The sequence below is a fragment of the Limimaricola soesokkakensis genome, assembly GCF_900172345.1.
In the GTDB taxonomy this organism is placed as follows: domain Bacteria; phylum Pseudomonadota; class Alphaproteobacteria; order Rhodobacterales; family Rhodobacteraceae; genus Limimaricola; species Limimaricola soesokkakensis.
Map to the genome: position 1 here is coordinate 1 of NZ_FWFY01000012.1, position 16,381 is coordinate 16,381.

Consider the following 16,381-nt stretch of genomic DNA (forward strand, 5'->3'; position numbering starts at 1 on the left):
ACGCCTTCAAGGCCAACAACACCTTCGACAACCAGCACGTCGTGGTGAAGCTGAACAGCAGCGGCATCGCGGATCTGTCGCACCGGTTCGACTACGACGACAGCCCGGCCAACAACAAGGCCGACGGTACCTTCCCGGGCGACGACGTGTCCCCGATCGGCTTCGTCGCCGCGGTGGTCGATCCGGCCAACGGCAACGCGCCGATCAGCCCGATTACCAAGCCGATCTACCTCACCAACCAGGGGGGGCCGGTGAGCGGTGATCCCAGCTCCGGTCAGGAAGGCTACTTCCAAATCGTGAACTCCGGTGCCAACGGTTACTTCAAGATCCAGATCGAGGACGAGAACGGCACTGGCGGCATCACGCCGGGTGGGAAATGGGCATATCACACCGCGCCGGACGCGGCCGGGCGGCAGGCCAATTTCCAAGGCAATGGCTACTACCTGTTCGGCTCGAACACCTCGACCGCGATCGACAACAACGTCAATGGCGCTGACCGTCTCGAATACACGATCTACGTGCCCGAAACCGACCTCGGCACCTATAAGATCAATTTCGCGGTCTCGCGCGACGGCCTCGCGGCGGGGGATCAGCAGAACGATCTGTGGCTCAACTTCAAGCCGGCCGGTCAGGCGGGGAATGGCGACATTCTCTCCTACATGCCCGCAAACGCCCGCCCGGAGCCGCATCTTGATGGTTTCGTCAAGATCTATGGCGGCTCCAACAACGGCAACTGGTCCCAAGCCTTCAGGATCGATGGGCAGCCGAACTACAACGCCTCGGTGACGATCACCGAGGCCGGGCTCTACACGGTGCAGGTCGAGGGGCGCAGCCAAGGCTACCACGTCGACTACTTCGAGCTCTACAAAGGCAGCGATCCGGCGAGCAGTGCGGTGAACTCGGCCTTCGTCGCAGGGAACCCCGGCAATGGCGGCGGTAACGGTGGTAGCGATGGCGGCGGCAGCACTGGCGGTGACGTTTTCGGGACAATCGTCACGGCGATCGCCGCCTCCTCCGACGACTGGGAGCAGTTCGGCGGCGGCGGCAGCAAGGATCTCGAATTCGGCCTGAACGGCAGCCAGCCGCAGGCCGTGGGCATGCGCTTCGACGGGATCGACATCCCGCAGACGGCGATCATCACCGATGCCTACCTGCAGTTCACCGCATTCGGGACATCCTCGGGCGCCGCAAATTTCACCATCGGCATACAGGGCAGCGAAAGCGCCGCCACCTTCTCCTCCAGCGCGCCACCGCAATCGCGCGTCATCGTCGACGAATTCGCCTGGTCGAATGTCGAGCAGTGGACCGCCGGGGGAACCTACCGGACGCCCGACATCAGCGAGTTGATCGAAACGGTGATCGGCGCCGACGGGGCCTCGAACGCGGCCCTGGCCTTCATCGTCGCGGGCAGCGGCAGCCGGGTGGCGAGCAGCTTCAACAATGGCGACGCGCCCGAGCTGGTCCTCGTGCTCGACGACGGAAGCACGCTCACGATGTGAGCCCGCGCATGCATCCCCGGCCGAGGTATCGGCCGGGGGCGAAGCCCCCGGAAACGCCTTGTCCGTAGATCAGCGACTGTCCACGGAATTGAGACGGAATTGCCGTCGCCGAATTGGTGGCGGCCGTCCTGTTTTCCGCTCTTTTGGACCGAAGAATATGTTTCCAATGCCAGAGTCCTGATTTCCGGTAAAAGACTGGCTGTCCGAGCCTTCATGGCGCTTGATATGCTGATTTCCCCGGCCTCTAATGACAGAGCGGAGCTTGAATAAGGGCACTGAGCATGAAGATTGCGATTATTGGTACCGGTTACGTCGGCCTCGTCACCGGTGTCTGTTTCTCTGATTTCGGCCATGAGATGGTTTGCGTCGACAAGATCCCTTCGAAGATCGAGATGCTCAGGCGGGGCGAGGTGCCGATCTTCGAGCCCGGGCTCGATCGGTTGCTGGAGCGCAACGTCCGCGCCGGACGGTTGAGTTTCACCGAAGATCTCGCCCAAGCCCTCGACGGGGCGGACGCCGTCTTCATCGCGGTCGGGACACCGACGCGGCGTGGCGACGGCCATGCCGATCTCAGCTTCGTCATGGCCGCGGCGGAGGAAATCGCCCGCGCGGCCCGGGGCCCGATCGTCATCGTGACAAAATCAACCGTTCCGGTGGGGACCAACCGGCGGGTGCGGGAGGTCGTCGCCGCGGCCAATCCCGATCTGGATTTCGACGTGGCGTCGAATCCGGAATTTCTGCGCGAAGGCGCCGCGATCGACGATTTCATGAAGCCCGATCGCGTCATCGTCGGTGTCGAAACCGAACGCGCCGCACGGGTGATGCAGGAAATCTATCGGCCTCTCTACCTGCGGGATTTTCCGATCGTGATGACGGATCTGGAATCCGCGGAGATGATAAAATACGCGGCGAACGCATTTCTCGCGGCGAAAATCACGTTCATCAACGAAATCGCCGCCCTGTGTGAAAAGGTCGGGGCGGATGTGAAGCAGGTTTCCAAGGGCATGGGTCTCGATGGCCGTATCGGCAAGACCTTCCTGCATGCCGGACCCGGATATGGCGGCTCCTGCTTTCCCAAGGATACGCAGGCCCTCGCCAGAATCGGACAGGACCATGCGAGCCCGATCCAGCTGGTGGAAACGGTCATCAAGGTCAACGAGGAGGTCAAGCGGCGTATGGTCGACAAGCTGCTCGACCTTTGCGACGGATCGTTCAACCGCAAGACCATCGCGGTGTTAGGTGTCACGTTCAAGCCCAACACCGACGACATGCGCGACGCGCCCTCGCTCACCATCGTACCGGCGATGATCGGCGGTGGCGCGATGGTGCGGATCGTGGATCCGCAAGGGCGCCGGGAAGGGGAAAGCATGCTGCCCGGCGTGGAGTGGATGACCGATCCCTACGCCGCCGCGGACGGCGCTGATCTGGTTGTCGTGTTGACGGAGTGGAACGAGTTCCGGGCGTTGGATCTGCGGGAGCTGGCGGGGCGGATGGCCTGTCCGCGGATGGCGGATCTGCGCAACGTCTACAGCCCGGGCGACGTCCGCGCGGCGGGCTTCGTGGCCTATGAGGGGGTGGGACGCCGCGGCTGAGACGTCGCACCGCCCCCCGCATGGCCCTTGCGCGGCTCCGGGACGGATACGAAAGACCCCGGCCGCGGGGGCGGCCGGGGTTGCGCGCGCCGGGGGACGGCCGGCGCGGCGGGGATGGCCCCCGGGCGGTCGTGCCGCCCGGGGGGTCGTGCGGGCCGGGGCCCGCGAGGCGGGCCCGGCCGATCAGGCGGCCAGCAGGTCGTTGGGCAGGAAGTCGAAGGAGTCGATGCGCAGCGGCTCGCCGCCGTCATCCTCGCCCGACAGGCTCAGCCGGTCGCCCTTCTGCAGCCGGACATCCTCGATCACGTGCCGGGTCAGCGTGTTGTTGTTGGCCAGCCGGTCGCCCAGATCGGCGTCCCAGATCCAGGCGTCGAGCGCCTCGCCGTTGAGCTCCACCGCCAGCCGGCTCGCGCCGTCATTCTCGTCGAAGTAGTTCACGACGATGTCGTAGAGCCCGGCCTCGCCCTCGAAGTCGGTCTCGGCGGAATGCTCGCCCCGGCCGTCGCGGCGGATCGCGGTGCCGCCGGAGGCGTTCTTCAGGCTCTCGGCCACGAAGCCCGAGAGGTCGAAATCCTCGGCCTCGAGATGCAGCGCCGTCGCCGGCGCGGCGGGCGCGGCCTTCTCGGGCGCCGCGGGGGCCGCGGGCGCCTTGGCGGCGGCGTCGCTGCCGCCGGTGCTCTGCGCGAATTCGAGCGTGTCGATGCGCAGCGGCTCCTTGCCGTCGCGGGTGCCCAGCAGCGTCACCGTGTCGCCCTTGGCGAGCTCGAGCCCCTCGATCACCTTGGAGGTCCGGGTGTCGTTGTTGGCCTTGAACGAGCCGAGATCCTGGTCCCAGTCCCATTCGGCGACGGTGCGGCCGTTGACCTGCACCGCGAGCCGGCTGACGCCGTCATTCTCGTCGAAATAGTTGACGGTCAGGTCGTAGCGGCCGCTGGCGCCGTCGAAGTCCATCTCGGCGCGCTGCATCGCGTCCGAACGGGCCCGGACCACGCCGTTGCCGGAGGCCGCGTTCAGCGTGTCGGCGCTGAGACCGCCGCTGAGCTGCAGCGTCTCGGCCTCGACCACGCGGCCCGGCGCCACCTTGGCGGTCGACCCCGTCGCCGGCGCCGCCTCGGCGGCCGGCGCGCTCTGGGCCGGGGCCCGCGCCGCCGGGGCGCCGCCCGTGTCGCCGGCCTTGTCGCCACCGGTGCCCGGCTTCGTGTCGAAGCCGTCGATCAGGCCGTTGATGTAATCCTCGATGTTGGCGTAGCCGTCCTTGTCGGCGTCGGCTTGCGCGTCGGCGCGGTTCGGGTCCGAGCCGATCAGGCTCTCGTAGCTGTCGGGGATGCCGTCATCGTCGCTGTCGCGCGGGCCGCGGCGCAGGCCGCCGTCGAGATAGCCGCCGACCTCGTCGGGGCTGTCGATGATCTTGCCCTTGCCGTTGCGGACGTAGTCGATGATCCGCGCGTCGATCGCGTTCAGCCCCTGGGCCCGCGCGCCGGCGGTCGAGAGCACGTGCTCGAGCAGCTCGTCGGTGCCCATCACCTCGGTGGTGCGCGGCGTGAACACGTAGTCGTTCTTGACCTTCGAGGTCGCCGAGCCGGCGACCTCGGCCTCGTTGCCCGACAGGTAGTAGGCGGTGGAGGCCTGCGGCGATTCCAGACGGATCGCCTCGCGGCCGGCGCTGTCGGGGCCGGCCTGGTAGATGTTCGAGACCACGTTGGCGGTCGACCCCTCGTTCAGCCGCAGCCCGTTCGGCCCGTAATTGTGCACGACGTTGTTGACGAACTCGATCTGCTTGGCGTCGTCCTTGATCGTCGCGTTGCGGTGCTCGTTGCTGGCCAGCAGGTTGCCGACGACGCTGACATTCGAGCTGCCGTCGCCGATCAGCAGCCCCATGCTGTGATCGCCCTTGGGGTGGATCGAGCTCTGCAGCGCCTCGGCCATGATGTTGTTGGAGAAGGTCACGTTCTTCGGCGCGCCCCAGGTCGAGGCCAGCTCGTCCACCGACCAGGAGATCGAGTTGCTGTCGATCACCACGTTCTCGACGGTCGAGCCGCGCTTGCCCACCGCGATGCCGTCGCGGTCGTCGGGCTTGCTGCCGTCGGCGGCATCGCCCGGCCGCACGTTCAGGCCGCGGATGATCACCTCGCTCTCGACGACGCGCAACCGGCCGCCGGTCACGGTGATGCCGCCCGGCGCGGTCTGGCCGGCCACGGTGACGTCGCCGTTGATCTGGATCTGGTCCTTCAGGTCGATCTGGCCGCCGACCTCGAACACGACGATGCGCTTCTGGTCGAGATCCTCGAGCGCCCAGCGGAGCGACCCGACACCGGAATCGTCGAGATTGGTCACCTTCACCACTTCGCCGCCACGGCCGCCCTTAGTCTGGGCTCCAAAGCCCTGAGCTCCTTCGAAAGCCAACATGTGCTACGTTCTTCCCTATTCCCTGGATCGCCCGACCATTCCCCGATCGCCGGATCCGATTTGGCATTTGCGGACCGATCCCCGGCCCCATTCCGACGTGATGCATATCCAGCCCGATCTGCTTGCGCAGTCCCTCAGGGCGTGACGCCACGTCGCTAAGTGGAAATCCGCCATTGATCGGCGGAGCCTTACCGAAACTCGCGAAATCCGCCGCGAATGGCGGGAACGAGGGGCAGGCTAGACCGCGAAACTTTCCCGACCCGTTAACGGGCTGGAGGCCGCCACACGACAAATCGTCGCACCCGCCCCGCTCCCGCCTCGCAGCCCGCGAAACCTTCGTTTCCAGCCGAACCGGCTCCTTCGCGATCGATCACAGCGCAAGGATCGACCGATTCCCCGGCGAAAACCCGGCAATTTCACGCCGGTCCCACCGCCCGACCCCCAATCCGCGCCGCAATCACGTTTTTCCTGTCATCAGCGCAAAGCCTGCGGCATGCTCATTAGGCCGGCGAATGCCTTCGGCCTCTGTGCCGATCCTGATCATCGCGAAAACCGACGCTCTTTCAGAAAGCCGTTCAATTCGAATCAGGATTCGCGGGTTAATTCACGCGGAGATCACATGCGCCTTATCGCCCCCGTTCCGGGCCCGGCATCTATTTCGACTTTGCAGAGTTTTTGCAGGCCCGGTTGCGCCCAAGCGCCCCGTGTTGGAAATGCCGGATCGATAGGGCATTGTTTTCAAGCAATTGCCGCGGACAGAAGTAGCTCCCGACCGGGCAGGCAAAATATGCACGTAATATGTCTTATGTATTAAACGGCAGTTTCAAAGGCACTCTGCACGATCGAGTTTTCCGCCGATAGGGCCACCACACTTCCTCTGCCTCAAGCCTCATCGGCCGACGCACGGCCGATCATCGAGGACCTCCTGGCCCGCTTCATCTACCTCGAAAGGTTCGAAAACCTGTCCTGAGATCGGCCGTGACCCTTTCGGTCCTCCTGAAACCACCCTGCCTCGGCCGCGCGGCGGCCGAAGAGCGCGGCGCCCTCGAGGGTCCAGTGGTCGCGGTCATACATCGTCTTGCGACCCTCGGGCGAGACCAGAGCACAGCTTTCGGCCGCGTCGTCGCAGATCAGTTGCCGCCGCGACAGAAAACCCAGACCAAGCTCCTCGGCCATCCGGTCGAGCGCCCGCTCGGCCGTGCGCCCCTCGGCGGATTCGCGGTCATGGGCGATGCCGTTCAGCCCGGCGAGTTGCGCCCGGGTGCCCACGCTCCTGAGATGCCAGTCGAACAGCGGCAACACGCTGGGCGAATCGAACTCGGCGGTGTCGCCAATGACCACGACCTCCTTGCCGTGGCGCTGGAACAGCGCCGCCAGTCGCGGCAGCGCCGTGCGGAATTCAGGCGTGTAGCGCGGCGCGAGGGCGATCACATGCGCCGCCGCGAAATTCGGCGCGCGCAGCAGCATCTCGATATGCGCCTCCGGCACCTTGGCGCCGATCGCGAAGCGCGCGAACTCGATCCCGTCGAACCGCTCCGCGTTGAGCCACAGCGCGTTGAACATGTCCTTGCTGTGCGAATTGCCGATGATCAGCACCTTGCGGCTTTCGGACTGGCGGAACCACAGCGCCTCGCGCTCGTGGCGCGACGGCGTGGCGGCGTTCCAGCGGTCGATCTTCTCATCGGGGTCGAGCGCGTCGAGGATCGACCAGCTTTGCGCTTGCAGTACCTCGTTGTCGAAGGAGGCGTCGCCATAAAGCCAGGCGAGCCTCGCGCTCTGCCGGCCGAGACCGTCATCCGAGCCAAGTGACACGGCGCCGAACTGCAGCACCATCGCCGTCGCACCGGTGATCGCGGCCGCGAAGGCCCGGGTCGGGAGAGAGAAGCGAAAGGGCCGTTCGACGAGGTGATAGCTCAGCACCGACAGCGCCAGCGTCAGCCCCAGCCAAGCGGCCATGTCGACCGCCGTGGCCCCGTCGATATTCGCGAGCCGGCCGAAGGCGAAGATCGGGAAATGCCACAGGTAGATCGCGTAGGAGAGCTTGCCGAGATAGACCAGAGGCGGCGTCGAGAGTAGCGCCGTCACCGGCTCGCCGGGCCGCGCGAACCAGATCAGCGTGCAGGAGGCGAGGATCACCGGCAGGGTCGGCAGGCCGGGATGGCCCGAACCTTCGAGCTCGAACCCCGCGAAACAGGCCAGTAGCACCAGAAGCGCGGCCAAAGGCGCCAGCCGGGCCAGCGGGCCGCGCCGCAACAGGCCGGCACGGTACCGCGACAGCCAGGCGAGGCCTGATCCCGCCAGAAGCTCCCAGGCCCGGCTAGCGGGCGAGAAGAACGAAAAGGACGGCATTGCCCATGTCGAGAGTTGCGCCACCGCCAGACCCGAGACGAGAAGCACCGCGATGCCGACCCCCACCGCCCGGCCCCCGCCAAGCCGGGCCAGCAGCGTCAGCACCAGCGGGAAGAGCAGGTAGAACTGCTCCTCGATGGCGAGGCTCCAGCCATGCAGGAAGGGCTGCTGATCGGCGGCGGCGGCGCCATAGGCGCCCAGCGTCTCGAACCAGAAAAAGTTGCTGACGAATCCGAGCGTCGCCAGCAGGGACCATGCGAAACGCTGCATCTCGCTCGGCAGCAGGATCGCCCAGGCCGCGGGCAGGCTCGCCATCATGACCAGCAGCATCGGCGGCAGGATCCGCCGCGCCCGCCGCGCATAGAACCGCGCGAGATGGATGCGGCCCCCCTCCGCAAGCTCCTGCAGCAGGATGCCGGTGATCAGGAACCCCGACAGCACGAAGAACAGGTCGACCCCGAGAAACCCGCCGGGAAAGACGATGCCGTCGCCCTGGGCGATGCCGAGGTGATAGACGAGAACGGCCGAAACCGCGATGGCGCGCATCCCGTCGATCTCGGGACGATACGATACCTGACTGGTCAAGATGATGGCTCCGAGGACGCGGCGGTGTCCCCTATCCCGACCCCACCCGTATGCGACCTCGTCGGAATCGCTGACGCATCTCGCTGTGGAATGATCAGGATGTTCACTACCAAAAGGAAATTAACAATATAGTATTTTCAACCATGAGTAGCATTGGCAGTTTCTCGTGGAAACCATGCCACCGTGGCCTCGGCCCGCCCGGGAGACGGGTCGTCGAAGGGAATGACCGAACCCGCCACCACGACTTGGCTTAGCCCGACGGGATTGGTCCGACGCGACCATCGACTGCCCGTAACCGGCGAAGATCTCGGGCTTTTCGCGCTGCATCTGAACATATCCGACACCCCAGCAGGCACCGAATAGCGGGTCGGTCTTGTGACATCGGTGCCAAAGGACATAGGGACGGGACGCAGGCAGGATGCGTGGCGCGTCCTGCGACAAGGTGATTTTGAATGGTTGATCTGGTTCTGAACGGCCGCTTTCTGATGCGGCCGCCCACGGGTGTCGATCGCGTTGCGAGCGAGTTGGTGGCGGCGCTGCTCGAACATGGGCTGCCCTCGCGCTTTGGCGGGTTTTCCGCGATCCGGCCGCGCGGCGACACGGTCCGGCCCGAGGAGCGGCCGAAGGCGATCCTCGACGCGGCGACGCCGAGCGCCTCGAAGCTCGGCGGGCATGGCTGGGAGCAGCTCGCCCTCGCCCGCGCGCGGCCCCGGGACTGGCTCCTGAGCCTGTGCAACACCGGCCCGGTGCTGCGGTCGCGACAGGTGGTGATGATGCATGACGCGCAGGCGTTCCGGCAGCCCGAATCCTACTCCCGGGCCTTCGTGCGCTGGTACGGTACGATGCAGCCGATGCTGGGGCGGCGCGCGGCGATGGTGCTCACCGTCTCCGAGCATGCGCGCGCCGATCTCGAACGCTTCGGCGTGGTGCCGAAGGGCAAGGCGCGGGTGGTGCCGAACGGCGCCGATCACGTGCTGCGCCTCGCGCCGGATACCGAAACGTTGAAGCGGCACGGGCTGGAGCCGGGGCGCTTCCTGCTGGCCTTGGGCAGCCTCGCGCCGCACAAGAACCTCGCGATGCTGGTCCGCGCGGCACGGGCCCGTAGCGACCGCTCGATCCCGCTGGTGATCGCGGGCGGCGGCGATGCCGGGGTCTTCGCCGATGGCGGCATCACCCCCTCCGAGGATGTGCGGATGCTGGGCCGGGTCAGCGATGCCGAACTGCGCGCGCTTTACGACAACGCCACGGCGCTGGCCTTCCCCTCGATCACCGAGGGCTTCGGCCTGCCCCCGGCGGAGGCGATGTTCTGCGGCTGCCCGGTGATCGCCTCGACCGGCGGCGCGGTGCCCGAGGTCTGCGGCGACGCGGCGCTGTCGCTTGACCCGAATGACGCCGATGGCTGGCGCGCGGCGATGGAACGGGTCTGCGCCGCCCCGGAGCTACGGTCCCGCCTCGCGCAGGCGGGCCGCGCCCGGGTGCAGCGCTTCACCTGGAAGGCGGCGGCCGCGACGCTGGCCGGTCACCTCGAGGATCTGCCCGCGGGCTGATCTCAGGCGATTGGCCCGAACCCCGCCGGCGCGGCGTGGTGCCAGCGGTCTCGGCTGCCATGCAGCCGCGCCTCGGCGCCGCTCTGCCTCTTGAGCTGCACATGGGCACGGATCGGCGGGGTCAGCGCCGCGAGGCTGAAGCCGCCCGTCCCCGCCGTCGGGTCCGCCGCCGCATCCTCGTTCCACGCCCCGGCCTCCTGCCGGACCCAGAACAGCCCGGCCTCGGTGTCGACGGCGAGGCAGGCCCTCTGGCTATCGGCCAGCGCGTTGCCGATGGCGGCATTGCCGTCGCTGTGGAACACCAGCCCCCCGGCCTTGCCGTGGCGATCCGCGGTCAGGCTGCCGCTTGCGATGCCGGTCTCCGCATCGGCGATGCCGACGAGATTGACGCCCGAGACCAGCTCGACCTCGAAATACACCCGGCCTGAGAGCGCATCGGCCCCGACCGCGTTGCGCATCCCGTCCATCCCCGGCGCCGCCGAGACGCCGCGCCCCTGATCGGCATAGAGCAATTGCTCGACACCGCCGAAATGCGTCCAGTCCGGACCGCTGTCGTCCCAGCCCGTGACGCTGGCCACCCCGCCCGCCACCACCGGATCGCTCGGGGCGGTCTCGGCCACGGCGCTTTCGCCCGCCGCATTGGCGGCCCAGACCTGACAGGTGACCACCTGCGGGGCCACCCCGGCGGCGATGGTATGGCTTGGCCCGGTCTCCCCCGTCTGGACGTTGCCGGAATGCCGCCATTGGTAGCGGAAGCCGTCCGGCGCGTTGCTCCAGGCCCCGACATCGACGCCGATCGTCTCGCCCTCGGCCGGGCTGGTGTTGCTCAGCGTCGGGGGCGTGGTGTTCGCCGGAACGCCCGCCGCCGTCACCTCGATCGCGAAGGGCGCGAGCGTCGCGGTCGCGCCCAGAGCATCGGTCACCCGGATCGCGATGCCGCCGTGGTGGCCGGCGGAAGTGGCGCTGCCGGAGATCGCCCCCGTGCCGAGGTCGAGCGATAGCCCCGGCGGCAGGCTGCCCGAGGCGAGATCGAAGCCGTAAGGCACACTGCCCCCTGACACCAAGGGCGTGAAGCCATAGGGCTGACCGACCTCGACCGTCACCACCGGATCGCCCGCGATCTCGAGCGCGTTGGCGGCGTTGCGCGCAAGCAGCATCGCCGCCCGCTTTACGGTATAGGTCACGCTGCCCCCCGCGACGCAGGACAGGCCGAGCGAGACCTGCCTGACGCCATGCGCGCCCTCCTGCGCATAGCCGCGCGACCGGGCAATGAGCGGCCAGGGCGGCACCGTCAGGAACGGCGTGATCGAGTTCATGCCGAGCAGGGTCGATCCCGCCACGCCCGACATCAGCCCGCCGAAGCCGGTCGAGGCCGGATCGACCTCCACATCGAAGATCGCGTCAAAGATGTCGCCCACCACGCCGCCGACATCGGCGTTGTAGCGCAGGGTGAGCTGCGCGCGGTCAGGCGCGTCCTGACAGGAGATGACGAGATCGCCCGCGCCGTTGCGGGCAACGCTCCATGACGCGGTGCCGATCCGGGTGACGACCCAGCCATCCGGCTGGATGCCCGACACGCCCGCGACCGCACTCGGCGCATCGCCCGGAAACTCTCCCGCGGCGCCAAGCAGGTTCGGAGCCTCGACCAGCCGCGAGCCGGTGATGAGCGGCAGCACCACCTCGCGCACCCTGCCCGCGAGATAGGCGGCGCCATGCTCGATATTGGGATGGGTCTCGTCGTTCTTCATCGACACCGGGTCGAAGCCGGAGACATCGACCACATGCACGTCCACGTCTTCCGCCGCGACCTCCGCCAGCGTGGCATTGATCGCGTCGTACTTGTCCTGCTTGGCGGTATAGGGATTGGCCGGGTCGCCGTAGCCCGATGGCAGCGCCGGCACGCAGACCACCACCGCGCCCGCGTCGCGGTAGATCCCGATCAGCTCGGCCATCTTGGATTTCGACTGGGCATATGGGGCCGCCGGATCGGTCGGGTCCCAGTTCGCGCCGACCGGGCCGATCACCACGATGGTCTCGTCGCGCTCGATCAGGTCGACAACCGCCTGCGCGCCGTCGAGCATGGTCTGGATCGTGTGGCCACCGGTGGCCTGCTGGTAGGTGTCGGGCAGCCATGTCACGTCGCCCAAGGCCCAGAGCATCGCGTCGCGGAAGCCGGGATTGGCCATGGTGCTGTCGCCGTCGACGATGAGACGCGGCCCCGCCCGGTGAGCAGCGAAAGTCGTGGCACCCGGCGAACCGCCCGCACCGCCCGGGGCCGCGACGAGCGCGATGGCAAGCCCCGTGTCGGCCCAACCGGCGGCATTGCTTGCGCGCAGCAGCAGGTCGTGCTGTCCCGCCATCTCGGTTCGTCCCGTCAGGACACCCGCGCTCGAGAGCGCGAGCCCGGCGGGCAGAGGCTCCGAACCGGGCGCCAGCGAGAACATGAGATCGGTCCCGGTGAAACCGGTCGAGAGATCGACCGAGACCGCCTCGCCCACGCGCAGCTCCAGCGTCACGGCCCCACCCGCGACCGGCGCGGTCGAGGCGGCGGGCGCAAGGCTCGGCTGCGCCACGATCGAGCCGTGTTGCAGCAGCCGGCGCCCCGGGCCCTGTTCGATCCAGACATTGTAGACCCCCGCCCGCCCCTCACCGAGCGGCGCGAGATCCTCGGGCGAGAGCGCGACCCTCTCGTCGCCGCTGCGCTGCACGAGCGGCGGCGCGGCGGTGTCGAAGCCCATCGTCACGGTGACGCGCGCGTCCGCGGGTCGGTCCGGCACCTCGAAGGTGATCGCTTCGCCCGCGAAGAGCCGCAGCCCCAGATAGCCCGCTCCGCCGCCCGCCCGCACCACGACCTTCTGTTCCATCGCCGCTCTCCCCAATCGATGTCGGGGAAGAATGGTTCAGCTGCGCTAAATCGCGGTGTCGGCACCGTACGCGCAACGGCGGCGCGGCTCAGCTGGGGATGTCGAGCGGTCGCGAGGTGACGGTCACGATCAGCGTGTCGCCCGGCAGAAGCGGGGTTTGCGCGTCGATCTCGGTGATCTCGTCCCGGCCCGGGCGCGGACTCAGCAGCCGGTAGCCCAGATCGACCGTCGTGGCATCGAGCAACGCCCCCGCCCCGCCCCCGCTCAAGAGCGCGAGCTGTTCGAGGGCGCGCGCATGGCGCAGCCGCAGCCCGTCGATCTCGATCCGTCCCGACTGCAGATCGGCGAGGTTGGTCCGCTCCCGGTCGGCGAGGAACTGCGCGCGCGCGCGGCGCGCGTCGGAAATGGCGCGGGTCGCGGCGATCTGCGCAGATTCCAGTTCCAGCGCCCGGGCCTGCGCATCCGAGGCGCGCTCCTCGGCGCTGCTGAGGCTCGCGGTGGTCCGAAGGCCCCGCTCCTGCAGCTCGCGCGCGTTGCGCAACGCTTCGGCGGTGTTGGCAACGATCTCTTCCTGCAGAACGATGCGCTCGTCAAAGAGCTGCTTCTGCGCTTCGATCGTGCGGATCTCTTCCTCCCAGGAGGTCATTAGCATTTCGGCCCGCTCGCGCTCGGTTCGCAGCAGCGCGCGCTCGGTCTCCACCAGCGCCTGCAACGGCACCGCACCGGGCGACGGGACCTGCCCGCGCACCGCCTCGGGCGTCAGCGTCTCGAGTGGCGCCTCCTCCAGCGCCGCCTCGAGCCGCGCCAGCCGCGCCGCGGCGCCGGCGATGTCGAGGTTCAGCGTCTCGAGCAGGCTTTTGGCATCGGCCCGCGTCCGGGCGAGGTCGAGCTGGCTCAACCCCAGCGTCTCGCTGCCGCCAGAGGTGGCGAGGGCGACGGCCACGGTCATGCCGGGAAGGTAGTCGTAGCGTCCGGGGGCCGCCACGTCGCCGGTCACCACCACCGGGGCGTAATCCGCGACCACGACGTTGACCCGCGCATCGACGTAGAGCCCGGCCTCGCCCACCCGGGCGGCGATCTCGGCCTCGACCTCGTCGAGGGTGAGGCCGATCACGTCGATGCCGCCGATCTCCGCCAGCCGCACCTGCCCGTCCGTGTCGACGGTAAGCTGGACCGGCGCCTCCATCCCCGCATGCGCGATCTCGATCCGGTCGCCCGCGATCAGCCGGTAAGGGACCGCTTGGAGCGGGGCTCCGGCCAGCGAGACGGCCAGCATGATGGCAGCAAGGCGAGCGGGCCCGGGGAGGGTAAGGCGGATCATGGCAAAACTCGTTCTCTTGCAGGCCCCCGGAACCGGCGGCTGCGATACCTCGTAAACAACAAGGCGCCTCAGGGATGGCACCGGTCGCCGCCGCCAACCCGTCGGGCCGGCGGAACGGCAGAGCGGACGCCACCCGGGCCACGCTCGCTGTGATTGCTACGCTGCAGCATGGCACACGGTCAAGATGTATAGACGGTTTATGTGGGCGCGAGTTCGGGCCCCATCGGCGAGATCGCGGGACCGGCATCGCGCACCCGGATCCGCAGCGTACCGATATCACCGCCGGGATCGCCATTAGGGTCGATCACGATATGCACCGGTGCGCCGGGCCGGGCATCGAACGGGCCGAAGACCAGCCGCTCCGCGCCCTGCTCCACCACCCGGCGCTCATGCGGATGCCCCTCGACCTGCAGCGCCACGCCGACGCCGCTGCGGCTGATACGGTGCATGCCGATCTCGACCTCGACCATCAGCGCACCCGCCTCGGCAGGGTTGTAGCGATGCACCAGCGAGACCGGACCACCGAGGGTGAAGTCCTCGGGCTTCAGCACGAAGCGCGGCAGATCGGCGTTGCACAGATAGGGCCGCCATGGCGTGCCGGGGGCCTGCTGGCCCGGGCAAGTCGACAGGTCGTACATCCGGCCATCGCGGATCACGTAGCGATCGAACCCGGCCGTGTCGCGATCCATGGCCCGCCCCCCTGCGATCGGCCGCTCGAACTCGTGGTAGCTGTCGGCACGCAGATCATGGGGCCCGAGCACGAGATCCGCATAGGGATCGACCGTGCCGCCCGGCGCGCGCAGTACCAGCACCCGTTCCGGGTCCAGCACAGGCCGCCCCGCGACCGGCTCCAGCGCGCCGGTCAGCAGTTCGATGCCGTCATCGAGCATCTGCACCTCGCGGGGCTCGCCCCACAGCACCGCCAATTCGCTACCGAAGCGGCAGCCATAGGTATAGGGGTCGGGCCGGAACGGCTCGACCTCGCGACCCTGCGCCTCTTCATGCGCCAGCATCAGCGCCCTGCCGACCGGGGTCAGGCCGAAATCCTCGCCCAGCATCGCGGCATAGCCGTCGCCGCGGGTTTCGAGGGAATACCAGACGGCCCGGCGCACCCCGGCCATCGCCATCATGCAGTAGTTGCGCCAGAACAGGTCCGGCGCGGCGTCGAGATCGGTCGTGCCGAACTCCGTCGCCTCGATCTCGAGCCCCGCCATCTCCGGGTGGCGCCGCAGGACGGCCAACTCGCCGGGGATATGCTCAGCCGGCGTCGTATAGGGATGCACCGCCACCGCATCCATATGCGTCGCGCCGCCGGCATCGAGCACCTCCCAAACATAGCCTGCCGCGATCGAATGGGTCGAGCCGCCGAGGATCCGCACGCCTTCGAGCTCCGGCTGCGAAGCCAGCGCGGCGAGATGCCTCGCATGCAGGCGCGCCCGTTCCAGCGGCGCCATCTCGCGCGCCGGACCGGTCTGGAACGAGGCAGAATTGAACTCGTTGCCGACCTGGATCGTGTCGATCTGGGGAAAGCGCTCCTTCAACTGAGAGGCGAATCGCGCGAAGGCCGCGATCCCCTCCTCGCCCATCAGCGTGTTGCCGGATTCATAGATCGGGTTGCGGGGATAGACGGTGATCGATCCGACCCGGCCCGCCTCGATCAGCATGGCGATGCCGCCCTGGTTCGGGCGGTCGAAATCGTAGATCCCGGGCTGCGATTCGATCCGCCCCCAGACCACGCCGTCGCGCAGCGAATCGAGGCCGAGCGCATCAAGGCGCCCCTCAACCTGATGGTGTGGACCGGCCTGGAATCCGGAATTGGCCGAAACGATAGGCGCCGTATCCGCGCTCGCAGCCTGCGCCAGCAGACAGGCCAGAACCGGCCATACGGCTTGGCGCGCCTTCTCCGAGATAGATCTCATCTCACTGTCCTTGAACGGTTTTCTAAGGATCGTTCGGCGCCTGCCTTCTGCCGTCGCGCGGTGTCCCCAGACAATAGGCGGCGCCTGAAGTTCAGGAACCCTCCAAGGATAGTCCACGGACACATCCGCGTGATCATCGACCAAGTCGCTGAGATACATAAGGGATTTGTTAGCGAATGAGTCTCTACTTGTGTTCGCGGCGCACGAGATTGTGGCAGAAGTCAGGCAATACTTGATTGTTTTTGGGCGATCACCCTATAATACAACCGCTAGTAATTGTTCTAGTTAGCGGTCTGCAC

At 67.6% G+C, this 16,381-nt stretch carries 8 protein-coding genes; 3 read left to right on the plus strand and 5 right to left on the minus strand.

Features of this window, described 5'->3' with window-relative positions:
• Positions 1-1,499 (plus strand): hypothetical protein (locus tag LOS8367_RS19110; protein ID WP_207569280.1); only part of this gene is annotated, 1,499 nt, incomplete at its 5' end.
• Between the two features lie 281 nt (positions 1,500-1,780).
• The gene (locus LOS8367_RS15820) at positions 1,781-3,091 is read left to right on the plus strand and encodes a UDP-glucose dehydrogenase family protein (protein WP_085897514.1); all 1,311 of its coding nucleotides are present in this window, start codon (positions 1,781-1,783) and stop codon (positions 3,089-3,091) included.
• Positions 3,092-3,274: 183 nt separating this feature from the next.
• On the opposite strand, the gene LOS8367_RS15825 is transcribed toward LOS8367_RS15820, so the two are convergent.
• Together LOS8367_RS15825 and LOS8367_RS15830 are read right to left on the minus strand one after the other, a co-directional pair.
• A complete protein-coding gene (locus tag LOS8367_RS15825) occupies positions 3,275-5,497 on the minus strand; it encodes a right-handed parallel beta-helix repeat-containing protein (protein WP_085897515.1) in 2,223 nt (740 codons plus the stop codon).
• Between the two features lie 939 nt (positions 5,498-6,436).
• A complete protein-coding gene (locus LOS8367_RS15830) occupies positions 6,437-8,431 on the minus strand; it encodes an acyltransferase family protein (RefSeq protein ID WP_133056348.1) in 1,995 nt (664 codons plus the stop codon).
• A gap of 452 nt (positions 8,432-8,883) precedes the next feature.
• Here LOS8367_RS15830 and LOS8367_RS15835 point away from each other — a divergent pair, with 452 nt between their 5' ends.
• A complete protein-coding gene (locus LOS8367_RS15835) occupies positions 8,884-9,978 on the plus strand; it encodes a glycosyltransferase family 4 protein (RefSeq protein WP_085897517.1) in 1,095 nt (364 codons plus the stop codon).
• A 2-nt stretch (positions 9,979-9,980) separates the two neighbouring features.
• Here LOS8367_RS15835 and LOS8367_RS15840 read toward each other — a convergent pair whose 3' ends face one another.
• From LOS8367_RS15840 to LOS8367_RS15850, 3 genes are all read right to left on the minus strand, one after another.
• Positions 9,981-12,842 (minus strand): Ig domain-containing protein, encoded by a 2,862-nt coding sequence (locus LOS8367_RS15840; RefSeq protein ID WP_085897518.1) that lies wholly within the window; start codon positions 12,840-12,842, stop codon positions 9,981-9,983.
• 88 nt (positions 12,843-12,930) lie between these two features.
• Complete coding sequence (locus LOS8367_RS15845) at positions 12,931-14,163, minus strand: polysaccharide biosynthesis/export family protein (protein WP_085897519.1); 1,233 nt, start codon at positions 14,161-14,163, stop codon at positions 12,931-12,933.
• Positions 14,164-14,360: 197 nt separating this feature from the next.
• Positions 14,361-16,082 (minus strand): hypothetical protein, encoded by a 1,722-nt coding sequence (locus tag LOS8367_RS15850; RefSeq protein WP_085897520.1) that lies wholly within the window; start codon positions 16,080-16,082, stop codon positions 14,361-14,363.
• Between the last annotated feature and the right edge of the window lie 299 nt (positions 16,083-16,381).